This is a genomic window from Prolixibacter denitrificans (genome assembly GCF_003014495.1).
GTDB classification, from domain to species: domain Bacteria; phylum Bacteroidota; class Bacteroidia; order Bacteroidales; family Prolixibacteraceae; genus Prolixibacter; species Prolixibacter denitrificans.
Genome location: NZ_PYGC01000002.1, coordinates 358972 through 380177 on the forward strand (window position 1 = coordinate 358972; position 21206 = coordinate 380177).

General features: G+C 46.0%; 18 protein-coding genes. 6 read left to right on the forward strand and 12 right to left on the reverse strand.

The window, feature by feature from the left end; translation table 11 throughout:
* Window positions 1–118: 118 nt before the first annotated feature.
* The 6 genes from CLV93_RS05235 to CLV93_RS05260 all read right to left on the reverse strand — a co-directional run bounded on the left by CLV93_RS05235 (window position 119) and on the right by CLV93_RS05260 (window position 7547).
* A complete protein-coding gene (locus CLV93_RS05235; RefSeq protein WP_211297747.1) occupies window positions 119–2695 on the reverse strand; it encodes a beta-mannosidase in 2577 nt (858 codons plus the stop codon).
* A gap of 260 nt (window positions 2696–2955) precedes the next feature.
* The gene (locus tag CLV93_RS05240) at window positions 2956–3951 is read right to left on the reverse strand and encodes a sugar phosphate isomerase/epimerase family protein (RefSeq protein ID WP_106541119.1); all 996 of its coding nucleotides are present in this window, start codon (window positions 3949–3951) and stop codon (window positions 2956–2958) included.
* Between the two features lie 13 nt (window positions 3952–3964).
* The gene (locus tag CLV93_RS05245) at window positions 3965–5137 is read right to left on the reverse strand and encodes a Gfo/Idh/MocA family protein (protein WP_106541120.1); all 1173 of its coding nucleotides are present in this window, start codon (window positions 5135–5137) and stop codon (window positions 3965–3967) included.
* Window positions 5138–5285: 148 nt separating this feature from the next.
* The gene (locus tag CLV93_RS05250; protein ID WP_106541121.1) at window positions 5286–5738 is read right to left on the reverse strand and encodes a DUF3192 domain-containing protein; all 453 of its coding nucleotides are present in this window, start codon (window positions 5736–5738) and stop codon (window positions 5286–5288) included.
* Between the two features lie 147 nt (window positions 5739–5885).
* The gene (locus tag CLV93_RS05255; protein ID WP_146141953.1) at window positions 5886–6647 is read right to left on the reverse strand and encodes a class I SAM-dependent methyltransferase; all 762 of its coding nucleotides are present in this window, start codon (window positions 6645–6647) and stop codon (window positions 5886–5888) included.
* A 6-nt stretch (window positions 6648–6653) separates the two neighbouring features.
* Window positions 6654–7547, reverse strand: a complete 894-nt coding sequence (locus CLV93_RS05260) for a hypothetical protein (protein WP_106541123.1) — start codon at window positions 7545–7547, stop codon at window positions 6654–6656.
* 257 nt (window positions 7548–7804) lie between these two features.
* Between CLV93_RS05260 and pdxH the strand changes: the two genes are divergently transcribed.
* On the forward strand, window positions 7805–8440 hold the full coding sequence (gene pdxH, locus CLV93_RS05265) for a pyridoxamine 5'-phosphate oxidase (protein WP_106541124.1): 636 nt from the start codon (window positions 7805–7807) through the stop codon (window positions 8438–8440).
* Window position 8441: 1 nt separating this feature from the next.
* Here pdxH and CLV93_RS05270 read toward each other — a convergent pair whose 3' ends face one another.
* Window positions 8442–10070, reverse strand: a complete 1629-nt coding sequence (locus tag CLV93_RS05270; protein WP_106541125.1) for an amidohydrolase — start codon at window positions 10068–10070, stop codon at window positions 8442–8444.
* 100 nt (window positions 10071–10170) lie between these two features.
* Between CLV93_RS05270 and CLV93_RS05275 the strand changes: the two genes are divergently transcribed.
* Window positions 10171–10560 (forward strand): DUF3859 domain-containing protein, encoded by a 390-nt coding sequence (locus CLV93_RS05275; protein WP_106541414.1) that lies wholly within the window; start codon window positions 10171–10173, stop codon window positions 10558–10560.
* Between the two features lie 52 nt (window positions 10561–10612).
* Here the strand turns inward: CLV93_RS05275 and CLV93_RS05280 are convergent, their stop codons facing one another.
* Window positions 10613–10900: a hypothetical protein gene (locus CLV93_RS05280; RefSeq protein WP_106541126.1), complete on the reverse strand. Its 288-nt coding sequence runs from the start codon at window positions 10898–10900 to the stop codon at window positions 10613–10615.
* A gap of 145 nt (window positions 10901–11045) precedes the next feature.
* Window positions 11046–12911 carry an Ig-like domain-containing domain gene (locus CLV93_RS05285; RefSeq protein WP_146141954.1) on the reverse strand — a complete coding sequence of 622 codons (1866 nt, stop codon included), beginning with the start codon at window positions 12909–12911 and terminating at the stop codon, window positions 11046–11048.
* Between the two features lie 131 nt (window positions 12912–13042).
* On the opposite strand from CLV93_RS05285, the gene CLV93_RS05290 reads away from it, so the two are divergent.
* Window positions 13043–14275, forward strand: a complete 1233-nt coding sequence (locus CLV93_RS05290) for a glycerol-3-phosphate dehydrogenase/oxidase (RefSeq protein WP_106541128.1) — start codon at window positions 13043–13045, stop codon at window positions 14273–14275.
* Window positions 14276–14327: 52 nt separating this feature from the next.
* Here the strand turns inward: CLV93_RS05290 and glmS are convergent, their stop codons facing one another.
* From glmS to CLV93_RS05305, 3 genes are all read right to left on the reverse strand, one after another.
* Window positions 14328–16166 carry a glutamine--fructose-6-phosphate transaminase (isomerizing) gene (gene glmS / locus CLV93_RS05295; protein ID WP_106541129.1) on the reverse strand — a complete coding sequence of 613 codons (1839 nt, stop codon included), beginning with the start codon at window positions 16164–16166 and terminating at the stop codon, window positions 14328–14330.
* Between the two features lie 70 nt (window positions 16167–16236).
* Window positions 16237–17541: a DUF4270 domain-containing protein gene (locus CLV93_RS05300; protein ID WP_106541130.1), complete on the reverse strand. Its 1305-nt coding sequence runs from the start codon at window positions 17539–17541 to the stop codon at window positions 16237–16239.
* Window positions 17542–17583: 42 nt separating this feature from the next.
* Entirely contained in the window at window positions 17584–18387 is an 804-nt protein-coding gene (locus CLV93_RS05305; RefSeq protein ID WP_106541131.1) for a glycogen/starch synthase, read from the reverse strand.
* Between the two features lie 149 nt (window positions 18388–18536).
* On the opposite strand from CLV93_RS05305, the gene panC reads away from it, so the two are divergent.
* The 3 genes from panC to radA all read left to right on the forward strand — a co-directional run bounded on the left by panC (window position 18537) and on the right by radA (window position 21200).
* Window positions 18537–19385, forward strand: a complete 849-nt coding sequence (gene panC, locus CLV93_RS05310; RefSeq protein ID WP_106541132.1) for a pantoate--beta-alanine ligase — start codon at window positions 18537–18539, stop codon at window positions 19383–19385.
* A 9-nt stretch (window positions 19386–19394) separates the two neighbouring features.
* A complete protein-coding gene (panD, locus tag CLV93_RS05315; protein ID WP_106541133.1) occupies window positions 19395–19745 on the forward strand; it encodes an aspartate 1-decarboxylase in 351 nt (116 codons plus the stop codon).
* Between the two features lie 90 nt (window positions 19746–19835).
* The gene (gene radA / locus CLV93_RS05320) at window positions 19836–21200 is read left to right on the forward strand and encodes a DNA repair protein RadA (protein ID WP_106541134.1); all 1365 of its coding nucleotides are present in this window, start codon (window positions 19836–19838) and stop codon (window positions 21198–21200) included.
* The last annotated feature ends 6 nt before the right edge of the window (window positions 21201–21206 follow it).

Sequence of the window (21206 nt, forward strand, 5' to 3'; positions counted from 1 at the left end):
TGTAAAACATTTAGTTAAAAGCAAGGAATGAAGGCGATTTATAGAATGGAGAGGAAATAAAAAGGCTGCCCCCTGAATGGAAGCAGCCTTTGTTGTATGTTGAAATAATATCTCGTTATCAATAGGTATCGGCAAGCGTCTGGATTTTTAGCTTATCAGCCAGGTTCGGAACACTTTTCCCGTTGGTATAACATTCGATGGTTACCTTCTCGTTAGGCAGCAGATCGAAGTAGTTGTCCGTAAAGAACAGGTCGGCATCGGTGTCTGCGCTCAGATAAACATTTTTGGCCAGCTTATCGGTCGAAAGTGTGATGCTGTATCCATTGGGCAGTTCAAACAGTTCCGCTTTGACGTGCGCTTTCGGCAGTGGCAGATATTTGATGTCGTGGAAATATAAATGGTTCGTTGAAAGCGTCTTGCCGTTTTCTGATACCGTGCAGACCAACAACGAATGATGTGTGTCGATGGGCTTCAAAACATTGTCTCTCCGGAAATCGACATACGATTCGGAAGCGTTGGGTTTGATAGTAGTTTCCACATCTTTTTGCCATAAGACATTTCCGTCGAAATCGACAATTTGCAGGTGAATCTGCCCTTCAAATGCCTTCAGGCGGTCGCTCACCACATACACTTTGATGAACTTCCTCGTTTCGATAGGCGAAATAAGCACCGGAGAAAATGTCTTTTTCGCGAAATACTGCAGTGCTTTCCAGCGTTGGTAGTAGTCAGTGCTCGACCACGATGCAACCGGCCAGCAGTCGTTGAGTTGCCAGTAGAGCGAGCCCATTACATACGGCATGGCCCGGCGGTGTGCCTCCATCGCCTCTTTCACGCCTTCAGCCTGCAATACCTGACCAACGTAGAGGAACGACTCAAAGTCTTTCGGTTTCCGGTAGTGACGATTCATGTATTCCACGATGGTACCGTTACCAATGGATGAGCGTTGGTGCGATTTCATCACATCGGAATAAATGTTGAAATCCTTCGGCTCGGCATACTGTTTAACCGTTTTCAGTTCCGGGAAACTCTGGAAGCCGTATTCGCTCATAAAACGGGCCAGATGGGTGTCGTAGCTGCTGAATGGCTCTTTTCCCCACCAAACGCCCCAGTAGTGTTCGTCTCCGCTAACCAGGTCGGGAACAACCCCGGGACCTGATGATGGACTGGAACTCCAGTAAGCGCGCGAAGGATCGTATTTTTTGACTACTGAAGGCAAAATATCGTGGAAGATGGTGGTGTATGATTTCCAGATAGAATCGGCGTCCGCTTTGTTTTTTGCTTCCTCTTTCTGTTGCCAGCCCCACTGTTTCCAGGCAACCAAACATTCGTTATTTCCACACCATAAAGCGATGGACGGATGGTTACGCAATCGCTTCACGTTGTCGATAGCTTCCTGTTTTACATTGTCCAGGAAAGCCTTGTCGCCCGGGTACATGGCACAGGCAAACATGAAATCCTGCCAAACCAGAATACCAGCTTCATCACAAAGATTGTAGAAGATGTTGTTCTCGTAAATACCGCCGCCCCAAACACGCAGCATGTTGAAGTTCGATTCTTTAGCCGTTTCAATGACCTTCTTATAATTTGCATCGGTTACCCTTGACGGGAAAATATCGTTAGGAATATAATTCGCACCCTTCATAAAGACAGGCACGCCATTCAATTCGAAGTAGAAGGTGCGGCCTTTATCGTCTTTCTTACGAACCAATTTGAGTGTCCGGATACCGATGCGTACTGAACGGGTAGCTGTAGTCACATCGTTTTTTACCTCACCGTTGATGGTATACATATTCTGCGGGCCGAGCCCGTTAGTCCACCAGAGTTTGGGATTTTGGATGGAGAATTTAACCGGATAGGTTTGGGTTCCCTTTTGCAGGTTGACATTGGCCGTTGCCAGAACCTTACCATCATTGCTGACGGTCAGTTGTGCCGGACCATTTTTCTCTGCATCGATTTCGAACACGGCGGTCATTTCTGCCTGTGCTTTGGAAACGCTGTCCTGAACAATGTGCAGATCTGCAATCCTGTCCGAATCCCAGGCTTTCAGGTACACCGGACGCCAAATACCGCTGGAAACCAATCGGGGGCCCCAGTCCCAGCCAAAATCGTATCCCGCTTTGCGGGTGTAAACCGAAACTTTTTTGTCGCCGGGAACTTTTCCCATTTCTGCCAGGTCGTTGTCCGAAACAGGAATGACGTAACCGTTGGCGTCGTATTTTTTGATGCCTTCTTTAATTGGTGAACGGAAGACAATGCGCAGATTGTTCTGCCCTTTTTTCACTGCGTCCTTCACATCGACCTGCCACTCGCGGAACATATTGTCGGCCGAAAGTACTTGTTCATCATTGACAAATACGTCGGCATAAGTATCTAAACCTTTAAAGTCGAGTGCAATCCTGTCATGACGCATCATGGCGGATGTTACCTGAAATGTAGTTTTGTATTCCCAGTTAACTTTATCAATCCACTGCACATCATGCTCGTTCAACCGATAGAACGGATCTTCTATTTTTCCGTTTTTCATCAGGTCGGTATGGACACAACCTGGTACATTTGCCGGCAACCAATCATTTTTATCAGCCTGACTGAACTGCCAGCCGTCTTTCAGTTCCACTTTAATGGCTTGGTGAGATGCACCGCTGCAGCCCATCAGCGCAATAAGTCCTGTCAATGCCAGTGCTTTAAGTTTGTTCATGTACTTCTGTTTGGTAATTGGTTCTTCGTTTTACATGTTGCCATTACTGAAAATGGTCAGCCTGATCTTCTATTCCCAATAACGGTTAGTTGTTCGGAGTTATTATGTATAATTAAGCTTTCATATTGCGAGCAGCCCCAAGATATAAATTATGTTTTAACATGAAGTCGGAAAGCCTGTTTTACTCTTTCTGAATAACGGGATTAAGCGTCATAAAACACTTCTGCCTACTTCTCCGGAATTTTTAATGCTGCTAATGATTAGTCATTTTTCATGACTGAATCGAAAGCCTGGCCGCTGGGTGAGAAGTCAATCCGTTTACAAAATTCACATGATTCCATTGCTCCCATTTCGCGATCCATGCCGCTGTCTTCCCATTCTACCGAAAGCGGCCCGGTATAACCGATATCATTTAGCGCACGGATGATGCGTTCAAAATCGATACGGCCGCGGCCAACACTGCGGAAGTTCCAGAATCGCCGGTTATCGCCGAAAGGCAAATGTCCGCCAAATACACCGGAAGTTCCGGGGACGTCATTCCATGTTACATCTTTCATATGCACATGAAAAATACGATCACTGAATTCGTAAATGAATTTGACGTAGTCGACCCCTTGGTAGCCTAGATGACTGGGGTCGTAATTGAAACCAAATGCCGGATGATAATCAACTGCATCCAGGGCTCGTTTGGCGGTCTCGATGTCAAAAGCTATTTCCGTTGGGTGAACTTCCAACGCATATTTCACACCCAGTTTCTGATACTCATCCAGAATCGGTTTCCATCGTTTTCTGAAATCTTCGTATCCTTCTGCAATCATCTCCTCGGAAACGGCTGGAAAAGAATATAGCAAATGCCAGATAGAGCTTCCGGTAAATCCCACCACCGTATCGATACCCAGTCGTTTGGCTGCTCTCCCGGTTTGAATGATTTCTTCCGCAGCCCTCTGGCGAACGCCTTCCGGGTCCCCGTCACCCCAAATATAGTCGGGCAAAATGGCTTTATGGCGCTGGTCTGGACGATCGCAAACAGCTTGCCCGACCAAGTGTGTGGAGATGGTGAATAATTTTAACTGATGTTTTTTTAATACCTTTCGTTTCGCGTCGCAATAGGCCTGATCTGCTTTGTCGATTTCCATATGGTCGCCCCAGCAGCCCAGTTCCACACCATCGTACCCAAAGGCTTTGGCTTTTTTCAACATGGTTTCAAAAGGCAGGTCGGCCCACTGCCCGGTAAAAAGTGTGACAGGTCGTTTCATATGAATGGTTTAGTTATTTGTTTGGTTCGTCTGGAAATTTCACCCATTTGGTTTCTTCATCATACCCGGCCTTTACGATTGTATCGATGAACTGCATGCCACGGATGCCATCGTTGACATCGGGAAAATCGAGCCATTCCGGCTGTGGTTCCTGATCTTCCAACCGTGCGCCGATGGTAAGTGCAACGTTGCGGTAGATGTTGGCAAAAGCCTCTAGATAACCTTCGGGATGTCCTCCGGGAGTGCGGGTGTTATGCGCGGCGATACCGCTCATATAACCCAGTCCGGTCCGGACGATTTCAGAGGGATAGTCGTTCCATTTTAAAATCAAGGTATTGGGTTCCTGTTGTGACCATTCCAGTCCACCTCTTTCGCCATAAACCCGTATTTTGAGAGCGTTTTCTTCGCCTGCAGCAATTTGCGACGCCATTAATACACCGCTGGCACCGTTGTTAAAACGAAGCAAGGCTGCACCATCATCGTCAAGTTGCCGGCCATCTACAAACGTGTCGAGTTCAGCACATAATTGGGTTGTTTTCAGGCCGGAAATATACTCAGCTAATTGCAGGGCATGTGTCCCGATATCGCCCATACAACCTGCTTTCCCCGATCGTTTGGGGTCGACCCGCCATGATGCTTGAAGATTTCCTGAATTTTCAACTTTTTCTGAGAGCCATCCCTGCGGATATTCCACATAGATTTTCCTGATTCTCCCGAAATCACCATCGGAAACTCTTTTCCTGGCTTCTTTTACGGCCGGGTATCCCGAATAGGTGTGGGTCAGTGCGAGAATCAGTCCGGTTTCTTCCACTTTCTGCTTAAGCAAAAGAGCCTCTTCCAGGTTATAAGTAATTGGTTTGTCGAGTACCACGTGAAAGCCATGCTCAAGCGCCATTATGGCTGGTTCAAAATGGAGGTGATTAGGAGTTACAATGGATACGAGATCCATTCTTTCGTTTTCCGGCAACCGTGATTCTTGCTCAAACATTTCCTTGTAGGAATCATAAATTCGGCTATCAGAAAGAAAAAGAGAACGTCCGGAGCGTAAAGAGACATTGGGATTGGAACTGAAGCAGCCGCAAACCAGTTCCATTTGTCCGTCCATTTGAGCTGCGATGCGGTGAATAGCCCCGATAAAAGCTCCTTCGCCTCCACCGACCATGCCCATGCGTAGTTTTCGTTTCATTCGTCAGGTTTAAATTGTTTGATAGTTAGGCTGGTTGGGTTTAAATATACGAAAACTAACGTGAAAGGAAGAGATGAAAACAGAATGCAAAAAAAGAAGAGCCAACTGCTTGACTCTTCTTGTACATATCTGATGATGTTCTTTTTTGTTATTTGGCTTCTGAATTATCCGTCGTTGCCTGTTCTCCAACTGGCTCGGCATCGCGTTTTTCGGCAGATAACTTTTTCCGTTTGAAGAAATCCTGGTAAAATTTCCAGCCAATGGCTACCACTTTATTATTATCCAAAACGATGGGGGTCAGTTCGGCCTGATTGACGATACCGTCGGCATATACCTGGTCGGTATAATACCACAGAACCTCTACCGTATCGTCGGGATTTACCTCGAACATTTCGTAGTGGTACGGATTAACCTGCAGTTTACCGAACTCATCGGGTTTGGTTTCTACGCCACCCATGATGCTGATAACGTCGGATTTTGACATCCCCGGTTCAATTTGCAACATGTTGTTTTTGTTGGTCGTACGGATTTTCCCCGGCGATACGCAGGAGGTTATAATGAACATAAATCCGGTCAGGCTAAATAGCAATAACTTTTTCATTGCAGTGGGTTCAGGTTGAATATCAATTATTATCGAAAATAACAAAAAAGGCTGTAATCATGGCTATCCAAAGGAAAAAATAATGTTATAGCCAGTGATATTATTTGATGTGATTTTGATAATTGGAGTAGAAAGCGGTGGAAACGATTAACGCCCGAAACCGCTCTTCAATCCCATGATACATACCTGGGGAGGACGGATAAAACCGTGTTTGGAAATATTTTCTTTAACTGCTTCTGCCCGTTCTTCGAACTCTTTCCCCCGGTCGTGACCGGTAAATTCACTTACCCGTTCGTCGAGCATCCGGAAAAAGCGCCACATCCGTTCGCTGGAGTTCAACATCGGCTTTTTGTCGAAAGACAGAAAAACTTTGTCTACAACCATCGGGAGATCTTCTACCAGGTTCACCACTTCATCCTGTGTAAAGGTATGGCGGTGAAAATGCCCGGCGGTCATATCCATATCGGCTTTAAGGTGATGATAAGTGAGGTGTGCCTCTTGCGCAGGTGTTAAATCTTCGCATATCAACTCGCTAATCAGCAGCAATCCTCCGGGAGCGAGCACCCGGGTCATCTCCTTTAATGCCTTTCGGGGATTAGGAAAATGGTGCAGCGAGTTTGAAATGCTAACCGTGTCGAAATACTCATCTTCAAAGTCCAGTTGTTCGGCATTTCCTTCTACCAGTGTAATTGTGGCTTGCGAAAGCTTTTCTCCGGCCACTTTCAGATTGGCGGGATTCATATCCAATCCCGTACCCGATTCATACAAGGCAAATGCATCCAACAGGAAAGCCAGAAAGTCACCTTCACCTGTGGCGACGTCGAGCAGGTGCCCGGCGTTGCGGTTTTTTAGCTGTTTTTTCAGTTCGGGAAGATGATACATGGACTGCTCCGGCTTTCGGTATTTCAATTACGATTATTTCACTTCGAAGGTGGTGGTCCCGATATTAAAACCGTCAGCAAACACATCAACGGTGTAGGTACCGTCCATCAGCTGCGGTTCATCGGTATTGTCCCAGTAAATATTCACAGGAAGCTGGGCGCCCTCGTATTCCACGGTACGCATAGCAGAATAAGGAATTTTCAAGTCTTCGAATTTGAAAACATTGTCCTTCGATTTGACCAACAGTAGCTGATCGGGGCGCTGAATGCGGACGTAAATATTCTTGGAGCCACGCTTGGCGGTTACGTTTTTGCTGAGCGTGAAACTCACTTTTATTTTTTCGATTTTTCTCGACTTGGGTGTGTCATTTCCTTTCCGGTTGATGCCTGTCGCGGTGAGGTTCAATGCATCGAGCTGAGCTGCGAGGGAAACCTTTTGTTGCAGCTTTTTCTTTTGCTCTTCCAGCTGTTTGTTTTGGGTTTGCACCTCGGTATACTGTTGCTTCACCTGTTTGTTTTCGGCCATCAGGATTTTGTTCCGCGTGTTGAGCGAATCAATCTGAACGATGTAATTCCGCATAATCCCCCGCAATGTGTTTACCTCATCACGGTAGTTGGAAATCTGCGAATAACTGGCTTTTTTCAGTTGTTCTATTTCCGTTAGCAGATTCTGAACGCGTGTACGGGCCATATCGATGTGCGTGCTTAGTGTGTCATTCTCGGTATGTAGTGAGTCATAAGAGACGACCATCCTGGAAAGCTCAGCTTGAATTGAATCTTTCTCCACATTTAGTTGTTGCACCATCTGTTGGTTATTCCTCCGTTGAAAGAAGAAGAGGACTCCGACAACAACTAACAAAACAGCCAAAACGATAACAATAATGTTGTTCCGTTTGTCGGCTGATGATTTATTTTCCTGATTTGCCATGTTTTCCCTGTATTGCAAAGGTTTCAACCCAATTAGAGTACGTACAAAAGTAATATTATTTTAGTCCTGATCAAACGTCTTTGGAGGGGGGAGAATCGCAAAAAAAGTTCTTCTTTTTAGGGGATGATATTCCGATATTGGACAACAAAATATGTTGAAGCATTGTTTTAAGACTCACGATGCCGTAACCGGAAAACCTTTGCAGAATCGTTTTTTCCGGTTAATGTAACAAGTGATGATAAACCGAAACAGGCGTAATGAATCTATCCGAGGTACGAAGAGAGTATCAGTTAAAACAGCTCGATCCTAAAGAAGTAAACAACGATCCGATTAGGCAATTCGAGATATGGATGAATGAGGCGCTCGATGCCAAAACTTCCGACCCCACAGCAATGACATTGGCTACCGCTTCCGCGGAAGGAAAACCGTCGGCGAGGATTGTACTACTGAAATATTTCAGCCACGATGGTTTCTTCTTTTTCACAAATTACCAAAGCCGAAAAGGGACAGAACTGGAAGCGAACGACCAGGCAGCACTTCTCTTCTTCTGGCCCGAGCTGGAACGTCAGGTCCGGGTAGAAGGGCATGTAGTAAAAGCCAGTCCGGAGTTATCGGATTCCTATTTTGCGTCGCGTCCTGCCGAAAGCCAACTGAGTGCGGCCATTTCTCCCCAGAGTAAAGAAGTGAAGGACCGCTCTTCATTGGAAGAACTGTGGAAAAAGAAGCAGGAAGAGCTTGGCGATGAAGCTATCCAACGGCCCGATTTCTGGGGCGGTTACCGGTTGCTTCCCGACAAAATTGAGTTCTGGCAGGGAAGGGCCAACCGTCTGCACGATCGCGTTTTATACAGCCGTGACGGAGATAGCTGGAAATTGGTTCGCCTGGCTCCCTGATTCATTCCTTCCGGTAAACCACTTCTCCGTTGGAAACAGTCATCAGCACTTTCGAATCGACAAGTTGATCTTCTTTGGCTTCCATCAGGTCGGTGTCGAGCATGACGAAATCGGCCAGTTTCCCCGGCTCGATGGAACCTTTTTCGTTTTCTTCGAAAGCCGCTTTGGCCGCCCAGATGGTCATGGCTCGTAACGCTTCTTTTCGACTGATCGCATTCTCGGGCTGGAAACGTTCAGGAGGCCAGCCAGCCGGATCTTTTCGCACCACTCCGGCATAGAAACCCAGAATCGGATTGATCTCTTCAATCGGAAAATCACTACCGTTGGGCAGCCAGCCATTCTCATCCAGCAATTGCTTGTAGGCGTATGCGTACTTGATTCGTTCCCCGATTCTGTCACCGGCCCAGTACATATCGCTGGTGCAATGTGTGGTTTGCACGGATGGGATTACACTGTATTCGCGAAAGCGGGCGAAATCTTCCGGTGCCACAATTTGGGCGTGTTCGATCCGCCAGCGACGGTCGTTCGGTCCGCCGAGAATTTCCTGGTAAATATCGAGCATTCGTTTCACCGCAGCATCGCCGATGCAGTGGGTGTTGATTTGGAATCCGGCCTCGTAAGCCTTCCGGCAGATGCTTGTCAGATAATCTTTTTCATTCACAAAAATCCCTGACGTTTCCGGAGCATCGGAATAAGGCGCTAACAGTTTCGCTCCTCTCGAGCCAAGAGCGCCGTCGGCATAAAGCTTGATGGATGCCACATGCAACCGGGGCTTGACGATAGGTCCTTTGGCCAGTTGTGCCATGTTTTTCTCGTCAGGAGACATCATGCTGTAAATGCGCATTTTCAAATCGCCTTTCTCCTGGAGTGAATCGATTAAGGCAATATCATCATGCGGGAGGCCCGCATCGTGTACCGAGGTGAGGCCAACAGCGAAGCAATTGCGTTGAGCCTTCATCAGCGCTGTTTCTTTTCCTTTCCGGGAAACCGGAGGAATCGCTTTCTTAAGTGCATCGGCGGCATTTTCCAAAAAAATGCCGGTCATCTTTCCGTTTTCACGGATAATTTCACTTTCCTCAAAATCATTTGCCCGAATGCCTGAAGCTTGAATCGCCGCTTTGTTGGCCAGCACGGCGTGTCCGTCGATACGTGTGAGAACAACCGGTATATTGGGGTAAAGCTCATTCAGTTTTCGGTTATCCGGAAATTCTTTCACCGGCCAGTCGTTGTGATCCCAGCCAGTTCCTTCGAGCCAGCCTTCCGGATTTTCCCGGTGGTGTCTCTTTAGAATTTCGAGTATTTCTTCAAATGATTTCGTGTCCCGCAAATTGGCTTTCTGCAACGTTTGACCGTACATCAAAAAGTGGCAATGTGCATCGATGAAACCGGGATAGATGGTTTTTCCGCCAGCATCGATGATATTGTCGCTGGTATACTTTTTCAGTATCTCTTCATCGGAACCAACGCCGATAAATAGACCGTCTTTTACCGCCAATGCTTCGGCCGCTGAAAATTCCGGATCGACGGTATATATTTTGGCGTTTTTAATGATGAGGTCGGCCTTCTGTCCCTGGGCCGGCATGGTGAACAAAATGGTGGAAGCTATCATAACGAGTGCATATTTAATCATGTCAGGAAAGTGTTTGATTCTTGCTAAGATAACGAATTTCATCCGGCTCCCGGTTTCCGAAAAAGTGCATGGTTGTTTATTTTTGCAGAAAACAGACCGGATGGCGAAACGCAAAGTAGAAATCGAACTTTACAGTTTCGGTGAATATGCCGAATGGGACAGGCAGAGTAAATCGATTCCGAGGTTGGTGGCGATTACGGAAACGGTTGGCGCGGAAATCGGAACCGAGTTTGGTTATGTGTTGAAAATACGGCATGGAAAAGGTAAGAAACTGGATTTCCGTATCGACCATCCTTCGTTTCCCGATAAGGAAGGGAAAGTAGCGCCGCCATTTACCGGGGAACAATACATTCGAAGCAACGATTACGAATTTTTCCTGGGCGACTGCATCTGGGAACCTCTCGAAGATAAGTTGGGCAACTGGACCATGACCACCTGGCTGGATGGAAAAATTGTTGCCCAAAAAACATTGCGCCTGGTTGCCAAATAAAAAAGGAACCAGCCTCTCGGTGATTCCTTTCCTGTTTTTCCGCCGAAGCGGTTTATTCTTTTACGAGCTTTTCGAGTTCGGCGTAAGCTTCATCAATTCCCTTCACAAAATCTTCCTGCAGTTTGTTATAATGGGCTTTCACCAGTTTGGGATTGTCTTTCCCGTCGGGGTGATTGGCTCTGTCTATGGCTTCGTTGTGCATTTTTACCGCATCGCTGATGATGGCGACGGCTTTTTCTTCGTCTGCATTATCGAAGTATTCAACGTAGTCGATGCAATCGCCGATAAGTTGCGCTGTCAGCTCAACGATGTCTTTTTTTAATCTTCTGACACTTGCCATAATGGTCGGTTTTCTGTAGTCAACGGCATCAATTTCTTCAGGCGAACCGCTGACGCCGCATAAGCAGTTCGGTGTTTGTAAAACAGGAGCGGCTGGTTGTTTTTAGCCCAAAGCAAGATACAAATCGGTTTGCTTTTAACCAAGATTAAAAAGCCTTGCTGTTACGTTCCTTTTTCTTCCGTTTTGCTTCCTCTTCCTGTTTTTCTTTATCGACAATGTCTTTTTTGAAAACTTCCTGGGTCGACAGTTGCCAGGTCGGATTCATTGTCCAGTTGGAACGTAACTTCAGTACCTCGGGATAATAGAATACCTCCTCGGGCTGGACATGCGCTTCCAGGTTTCCGGTGTCCCATTTTCCGTTGTCGTTTCGGTCGAAGATAGCCTTCACCTTGTACTTTTGTGGTTCCAGGTAAGGAAATTCAACCGTGCCATCTTTGTAAATGGTTTTGGACCGGACAACTTCTTCTTTATCGTCATTTTTCAGTAACTGAATAATGGTCGGCCCGGTTACATTCTGTATGGCAAAATTAATTGTGCCGTAATGCTCTTCTTCCTGCGTAACAAAGGTATTTTCCACACTGTCGGACACGGCTCCATAAATAGTCGTCACTGCTGCCGAATCGATTTTCAATCGGTAGGCCGTTTTGTAATCCCACGGATAGTGGATAAAGAACCTTCGTTTGTTGATGGAATCGGGCAGTATTTTAAAATCGATCGGATTAAACACCGTATCCTGCTTCACAAACAGATGGATCATGGAAGTGTCCATACTTTTTACAGGCTCCGGCGATTCCACTGACACGTTCTTGTAAACATCAAAACCATTGGAACGCGTGTTCAGACTAAGCGATACATTGACATCTTTCTTTTCAATCTTTCTGCGATCTCTCCTTCCCCGTTTTTTGTCGGTAGGGGCATCGCTGAAATACAAATTGATGGTGTCGTTGTAAGCGTATTTCACTCCGGTCGAATCTTGCTGTTCGTAGGTAACCCGGAACTTGAGTGTATCTTTTTTATACACCATCGAATCGGTCAACCAAACGCGAAGCGAGTCATCGTTGGCCGAATGTTCAATATATTTCCAATTACCTTTCGGTTCGTAGTTTAATAGCTGAATATCGAAGGTGTCCTTCACCGATTGTGTGAACGTCAGATCAACATATTTCCGGGTAGGCCTTGTTTCGTTGTCCAGCCGCAGGTCGAAGAAGGGTTGTTCGAATTGCAGCAAGTACAGCGGATTTGGATAAAAACGGGTTTTTCCAAAAACCAGCAAGGTATCCATCCCCACAACGGCTGTGTCCTGCTTTGGGAAATATTTGGCTGAAGGCGTCACCGTTGAATCGAGAAATGCGACTGGTTCCGCCGTCGATGTCAGCATCATGTTGTTGTCGTTGTCGGTAACCGCATAGACATTGTAGGTTGCTTTGGGCAGATTCGTCACGGCAAAGAAGCCGTTGTCATCGGTCTTGGCAACGTAATCGGGTTTGGTCGTCAGGACAGCGGTATCCGATAAATTTTTGTACAGCATGACATATGTGCCCGCCGACGGCTCCAGGTTGAACGAATTCAATACAAAGCCAACAACGCGAAGCGTATCAAGATCGGGGCCCGTTGAAAATGCCAACCGGTAATTCTTTAGCGGGTTTTTCTCGTTGTTGTCGACAATAGCGTCTTTGAAGTCGAGCGAATAGGTGGTACTATCTTTCAGTTTTGCCCCGTTTAAATCGACAATCAGCGATTTTCCTTTGGTCCGGAAAATGGGACGTTTGTCGATTGGCGGAGAAATCACAAATTTTTCGTTCAATTTCTCAGGCACTACAAATTCGTCGAAATATAATCTGACTTCATCACCTTTGTAATTGGTTTGATTCGCCTGCGGAATGCTTCGAATAACGACCGGTGGAATGGTATCCTTGGCACCTCCCGACGGCATACCCATGTTGGCGCACGAGGTATACAATGCTAATGAGCCAAATACAAGGATGATTAGATAAGGAAATTTCTTGTCCAAACTGTTGATATTATGGATTTACAAACGCTACAAACTTACGAAAACTGGCCTAAAGAGGTTTTACCCGTCATTCTTTTTTTCGGTAAAACCGGTAACTTGGTCCGATATTCACAGTAAGGAAGGAAAAATAGATGAAGAAAGCCCCGTCTGCAAGGATTTTTAACGATTTGAATGAAACGGATTTTGATGTTGTTTTCCTGGGAGTGAACCTTCCCGGAGTTTTGATTGCTTACCAATTGGCTTCCGCAGGAAAAAAGGTGGCTTTGTTTATTGAGGGTGATTTTGAGAGGCAGGATGATTTCCGGTTTACCCGCATGTTTCCAGAAACCATGAAGGAGCTTTCCGGTGTTGGATCACGACTGGATTATGCTGCACAAATGCAGCAATCTGCCCCGCACCTTTTTCTGCAGCAGCGAATGGTCTGGCTGCGGGGAAATGCACTCAGCAATCAATTAATAACCCGGTCATATAACCAACTAGCTGTAAGGAATCACTCGGAGAAAGCCGGAACTTTAAAGTTAGGTGACTACCCTGAATTCTCTTTCTTCAGACAAAGTGGTTATACGCATGGAATTCTTTGTCGTGAATACCGGTACAATCATTCCCGCTTGATGCTCGAGTGGCTGAAAACTGCTTCCCGCGAAGGTGCACTGGTTGGAAACTTTATTAAAGCGACTGACCGGGATGGACGAGTTTTGCAGCTGGAAGACCTGATTTCAAAGGAGAAGAAAAAGATTAAGGCAGAACGCGTCATTCAGCTGACTGCTGACTCCCGGCTTTTCCAGTTCGAAGTTCGTTTGCCTGACACAGAGTGGAAAAATCCGGTTCGTATTTCCGGTGAATTCGCGGACTATATTCTTTCACGGGGAAAAGAAAGTGTGCGTGCTACCGCTTTCGCAGAAGATACTGTAAACGACGAAAAGCAAATTATCGATGAGTTAAAACAGCTTTTTTCGCTCAGTCACGAAGATATTCTACCTGTCGAAAACCGGAAACAAACTTCTGCCATTCCAGTAAAGCCGGATTTGACCATCCCTGATTTTCTCGCTGAGGAAATGAGTGAGAAATTGGCGAACCTTTTTCCTGGAATTACCGAATGGAAGATTCCGGACAGCTGGTTCTCTGGGGAAGATGACCGTCACATCAGCCAGGTGTTTGAGCTCGCACAGCGGAAGTTTTATGAGGCGAAGCAAACCGGCATCGATGAGGCATGGTTCATGGAGCTGTTCTACCGCTTTGGCCCCGCCATTAACGATTTGACAGAATTGGCTTATGACGCAATGAGCGAAACGCGCGATCCTTTGTTGCTATGGGAGCAGGCGATCAGTCGATACGAGCAAGCAAATGAATGGCGAATTTCATAAAAAAGCCGGCGAAGGTTTGACTCTTGCCGGCTTTGCTGATATCTTTTTTCGTTTATTCTACTGTCACCGATTTGGCCAGGTTCCGGGGCTGGTCTACATCGGTACCGCGCAGTATCGCTACATAATAGGCAAATAACTGTAGCGGGATGATGGTAAGCAATGGCGCTACGGCCGGGTGCGAACGAGGAATCTCGAAAATGTCGTCGCACATTTTGTCAAGTTGCGTATCACCTTCCGAAACCACCGCGATGATGTTTCCCTTCCGCGCTTTTACTTCCTGAATATTGGAAACCACTTTTTCGTAGTAACGGTCTTTGGCGGCAACTACTACAACGGGAAGGTTGTCATCGACCAATGCGATCGGACCGTGTTTCATTTCCGCGGCAGCGTAACCTTCGGCATGCAGGTAAGAAACCTCTTTCAGTTTCAACGCACCTTCCAGAGCAACGGGGAACAACGCTCCACGTCCCAGGTATAATGCGTTAACAGCGTCTTTGTATTTGTCGGCTACTTTCCGGATGTGGTCAGTGCTTTGCAAGATGGTTTTGATCTTCTCAGGCACTTCTGAAAGTTCCTGAATAATGACGCGATAATCTTCCACGCTCAGCCGGCCTTTTTCTTTACCAAGAAGAGCTGCCATCATGGTCAGGATGGTGACCTGAGCCGTAAATGCTTTGGTCGAAGCTACACCGATTTCCACACCAGCGTGAATGTATACACCACCATCTGTTTCGCGTGGAATGGATGAACCTACTACGTTGCAGATCCCCAATACAGTTGCTCCGCGTTCTTTTGCCAACTTAACGGCTGCTAATGTATCGGCAGTTTCACCACTCTGACTGATGGCAATCACTACATCATCCTCGTCGATGATGGGATTACGGTAACGGAATTCGGAAGCGTATTCTACTTCTACCGGGATGCGACAATACTCCTCGAACAGGTATTCGCCCACCAGGCCGGCATGCCACGAAGTTCCGCAACCAATGATGATGAGGCGACGGGCTTCTTTCAGTTTTGGCATCACATTATGAAGGCCACCTAAAACAATGTCGCTGTTGTCGGTTTTAATACGGCCTTTAAATGATTGCTCAATGGTATTGGGCTGTTCGAAAATTTCTTTCAGCATGAAATGGTCGTAGCCATTTTTCTGCAGTTCGCCGATGCTCAAATCAACCTGCTTGATTTTGGCTACCAGCGGGTCATTGTTGATATTTTTCAACGTGAGACTTCCACGCTCGATGATAGCAACATCATGGTCGTTGAGGTAGAGTACCTGGTTGGTGTGACCAACAATCGGTGTCGCATCAGATGCCAGGAAATATTCGTCGTTGCCAATACCAATAACCAGGGGACTTCCCTTGCGGGCAGCGATGAGTTTGTTCGGTTCTTCCTTACAAACAACAACAATTCCGTAAGCACCGACCACTTTTTTCAGTGCAGCACGAACGGCAATCTCCGCTGATTTTTCTTCGCTATTCAGGTAGACATACTCAATCAAATTGACCAATACTTCGGTATCGGTTTCCGATTGAAATTTGTAACCAAGTTCGCTTAAATCATTGCGCAGGTTGCTGTAGTTTTCAATAATACCATTATGAACAAGGGTAAAATGTCCGTTCATAGAGGTGTGAGGGTGTGCATTCTGGTCAGTTGGCTCACCGTGAGTTGCCCAACGGGTGTGACCGATGCCGATTTTTCCACCGGTATCTTTGTCAGAGACTAACTCTTCCAGGTTGGCAATTTTTCCCTGGCATTTGTACACACGTTGCTCGTCTCCTAAAAGAGCAATACCGGAAGAATCGTACCCCCGGTATTCAAGCATTTTCAATCCATTAATTAAAATGGGGTAAGCATTCTTGTCGCCAATGTAGCCTACGATTCCACACATAAATTTCTTCTTTTGAGGTTAAAAATATTATCTGTCAATCAAGGAAACAACGGACAACTGTAGCGGTATATTATTTATACCGCGTATAGTTTATTTCCAATTGTATCGGTTGCGAACTATTACTTCCCTTTAATACAACCCTGTCAGCTGAATTTTTTCTGGTAGCAGAAACCAGGTAAAAACCTAAGTTTTGAACCGTTCCGTCGAGAATTTGCTGCAAGTGCTGAGTAATATTGAAGGTATACGTAGCATCTGTTGCGTTGTACACGCCGCCATAGTAGGCTAGTGACAGCTGGCTGTCAATCGGAAATGCTTCGCTTCCGTCTTCTTGAATGGTCTTTAGAAACAGCTGACTGGGCATGGGATGTTGGTGGAAATCCGACATTGTCGTATCAGCGTGGAAAGTCAACGTCGCCTTGTTAATCATACAATTGGTCGAGTCTGTCCAGTTGTCGAGCGAGGGAACGTCAATCTTCACCTTTGTTCCGCCTGTTGGCTGAACAAAAACCAGAGAATCCTCCACATTTTCCTGATTCAGATGGTCGGCGAACCATGCGTTAGAGTAATCGTGTTCGAAATACGGAACATCAGCCGAGTTCGTTGTCAGTTGGTAGGAGAAAACTAAACTGTCGGCATCAGCCGTGTGGTAAAAGAGATTGAGCAACGATGCATGTGATCTCAGGTAAACAAGTCCCCCGCCAGCTTGCAGCGGTTGCGATTCGATATATAAACCTTTGAAAAAGTTAAGAAAGACATCGTTGTTTATCATATCCAGTGAATCGGCTTTTAACAGCATATTGCCGATATTATCGTTCAGTCGAACTGAAATCTGTTGCACGGTGGTATCTTGCCCGGTTGAATCGGTCCTGAATTTCGGCGTGAAGTCTGCCATTCCGATAACCGTATCATTCGTCAATGTTTTTGGATCGAACGAGGAGAGGTACTGGGCATCGAAATTGAGTGGCTGAACCAATTTGTACACTTTCACTTCCTGAGGTGTGATGGTATCGCCGTAAACCTTCCGGTAAACGAGACTCACAACAGCAGAGTCGAGAACCGCGTCCTGTGCGTATGACGGGTAATAAGGTAAGCGGAATTGTGCTGCAAACGACGCGGTAGTCCGTCCAAACAGCGGGTCATTAAAACTTCCGAAAACGTTGTAATCGGGTTTGTCTACCCTTATTTTAGTGTCGGTAAAAGTGTAAGACGAAATACTTCCGGTTTCGTTACTGTAACGTGAATCAAGTATGTTGCTACCGGGCAGTAAATCAAGACCCAGCGTTTCATCGTTCTTTTTACATCCTCCTAACATCAGCAGGGTGAGGGCCAAAGCTATCACCACACCCCCGGGCTTGAAAAAACATTTGTGTGTCAAAGTATTTCCGTTTTTAGTAGTTTTTTGAAAGAGACGCGGAAATTATAAAATTTTATCGTAAAACTCTGAATAGGCATCAATGTATGTATCAGCCGATTGATAATCAAGGAAGAGCTTTCCTGACTGCTTCATGTAATTCTCAACCTCTTCATTGATGCTTTCACTCCCTTTTATGGTTGCGTCAGAATAATCCACCGCAAGTTTACTCAAATTTACGAAGGTAGGATCGGACAAAACAGAAATATCTTCTTTCGGAATGCCATCTTCTGCAATCTTAGAGACGATCTGACTGTTCATCGGAGTTTTAAATGCGTCGTTATAAGCAGAGTAAACTACCTTTGAGTTGGCAAAAAGCGGATTGTCTTTATAGATTTTTTTGATGAATAACGGAACTAATCCAGTGAACCATCCATGGCAGTGAATTAAATCAGGAGCCCAGCGTAATTTGATTACAGTTTCCAAAACTCCCCGTGCAAAAAAGATGGCCCGTTCATCGTTGTCTTCAAGTTCTTTTCCTTTGGAATCGGCAAATTTGGCTTTCCTGTGAAAGTAATCTTCGTTGTCGATGAAATAAACCTGCATACGCGCTGCCTGGATGGAGGCTACTTTGATGATCAGCGGATGGTCGGTGTCATTAATGACCAGATTCATTCCGGAAAGCCGGATAACTTCGTGAAGTTGATTTCTTCGTTCATTCACGCTGCCATATCGTGGCATAAAGGTCCGTATCTCTCTCCCTCTCTCTTGTATACCCTGAGGTAAGTGACGACTGATTTGCGAAATTTCTGTTTCAGGTAGGTAGGGGGTAATTTCCTGAGAGATGAATAAAACCTTCTTCTTTTCCATGATCTTTTGAGAATTTATCCTGCAAAAATAGAAAAAATACCTCAGATATTCAACGACGAAAGGGGTATGGCCCTGTCAGCAAGGAGCGAAAGAGTGTTTTATCGTGTTTATATATTTCGTTACTTTGCACGCTGTAACCAAATGAAAAGATGAAACTTTTTACTACCCGGAATGAGCTGAATGAAGCTTTGGATGCTAATCGTAATCAGGGGAAAAGCATCGGATTTGTGCCTACGATGGGAGCACTTCACGAGGGACATCTCTCGCTTGTCAGCCAGGCCGGAAATGAGAATGATGTGGTGGTGGTTTCGATTTTTGTTAATCCCACACAGTTTAACGACCCGGCTGACCTGGAACGATATCCAAGGACGTTGGAAGAGGACATGAAAAAGCTGGCAACGGTTGGCGATCCATTGATTTTTGCCCCCGCGGTGAGAGAAATGTATCCCGAACCCGATAACCGCCAATTTGATTTCGGAAATCTGGAAACGGTTATGGAAGGTCAGTTTCGGCCGGGACATTTTAATGGCGTCGGTCAAATTGTCAGCAAGCTTTTTGACGTGGTAATGCCGCATCGTGCTTACTTTGGACTGAAAGATTTCCAGCAATTGGCCATTATCAAGGAAATGGTACGCCAATTGCAATATGATATTAAGATCGTGCCCTGCGAAATTGTTCGCGAAGCCGATGGTTTGGCCATGAGTTCCCGTAATCAACTGTTGACGCCGGAACACCGGGCTGCAGCTCCGCTGATTTCACAAACCCTTTCCGAAGCAAAGAAACTGGTGGGTGAAAAAAGCGTAGAAGAACTTAAAGCATGGGTGCAGGAAAAAATAAACAATAGTCCTTTGTTGGAGGTTGAATATTTTGAGATAGTTGATGATAACTACCTTCAGCCTGTAAAAACGTGGGGCGAACCTACCGTGAAAGTAGGTTGCATTGCGGTACATGCCGGTAAAGTCCGGTTAATTGATAATGTAATTCTTGAAAAACAGTAAATTCAGGTGATGAATATTGAAGTTTGCAAATCCAAAATTCACAGGGTAACTGTTACAGCTGCCGACCTGCAGTATGTGGGGAGCATTACCATTGATGAAGATCTGATGGATGCGGCCAACCTGATTGAGAACGAGAAGGTGCAAATCGTTAACATTAACAATGGCGAGCGGCTCGAAACCTACGTTATCAGAGGTGAGCGTGGTTCAGGCGAAGTTTGTCTGAACGGACCGGCTGCCCGTAAGGTGGCTGTTGGTGATGTTGTTATCATCATTTCCTACGCGACCATGGATTTTGAAGAAGCGAAAAAGTGGAAACCCAGTCTGGTTTTTCCGGATACGGAAACCAATAAACTGGTATAAGCAATAAAAACATTTTCCATACCTATACCCCGTGGGTTTTCCCGTGGGGTTTTTTAATTTTGGTACATATCAACTTCAAAATCCCTGAAAATGGCTAAAGCCAAAACCGTTTATACCTGTCAGAACTGTGGAGCTCAATGGCCCAAATGGATGGGACAATGTAACAGCTGCGGAGAGTGGAATACCCTGGTGGAAGAAATCGTGGTAAAAAACAAACAGCCCGTGCAGGCTACAGCCCGAAGTTCTTCCAGTCCGTTGCGCCTCGACCAGATTACCAGCGGTAAGCAGGAGCGCATCGATACCTGCAACAGTGAACTGAATCGCGTGTTGGGCGGTGGTTTGGTCCCAGGGAGTTTGATACTTCTTGGTGGTGAACCGGGCATTGGAAAATCGACACTGGTGTTACAGGTGGCGTTGGCATTGAAGGATAAAAAAGTTTTATATATCTCGGGTGAGGAAAGTCTGCAGCAATTGAAAATGCGGGCCAGGAGATTGCAACAAGACAGTACTGATTGTCTTTTTCTCAGTGAGACATCGCTGGAAAGTGTTTTGGCACACATTGAAAATGAAAAGCCCGATTTGGTGATTATTGATTCCATTCAGACGCTAACAGCTGATGGCCTGGAATCAGCGCCGGGGAGCGTTGGGCAAATCCGCGAATGTGCTTCAGCCATAATGAAAACGGCGAAGCCTGCGCATGTTCCGGTGATTTTAATCGGCCACATTACGAAAGACGGAAATTTGGCCGGACCGAAAGTGCTGGAACATATTGTCGATACGGTTTTGCAATTTGAAGGTGACCGAAATTATTTATATCGCATCCTCCGTTCGGTAAAAAACCGGTTCGGTTCCACTTCTGAGTTGGGAATTTACGAAATGCGACAGGATGGCCTGCGCATTGTTTCCAACCCATCGGAGATGTTGATGCTGCAGCACAATGATGGACTGAGCGGAACGAGTATCGCGGCTTCTATAGAAGGAATGCGGTCGTTCATGATTGAGGTTCAGGGATTAGTTAGTTCGGCAGCTTACGGAACACCGCAACGTTCGGCGACCGGTTTTGATTTGCGTCGTTTAAATATGTTGTTGGCGGTTTTGGAAAAACGGGCTGGCTTTAAACTGATGGCCAAAGACGTGTTTTTGAATATTGCCGGCGGTTTGCGCGTTGATGATCCGGCCATGGATTTGGCAGTCATAATATCGATTCTTTCATCTAATTTCGATATTCCGGTAAGTAAACAGTCATGCTTTGCCGGAGAAGTGGGGTTGACCGGAGAAATTCGCCCGGTGAACCGGATTGAGCAACGCATTACCGAGGCCGAAAAGCAAGGCTTCAGCGAAATTTATATTTCGAGATACAACAAGGGAGTCGATTTTTCCCGCTTTAAAATACAGGTTAACCAGGTGGACCGGATTGAGAAAATGGTCCGGATGGTTTTCAGTCAACGAAAATAAAAAAGG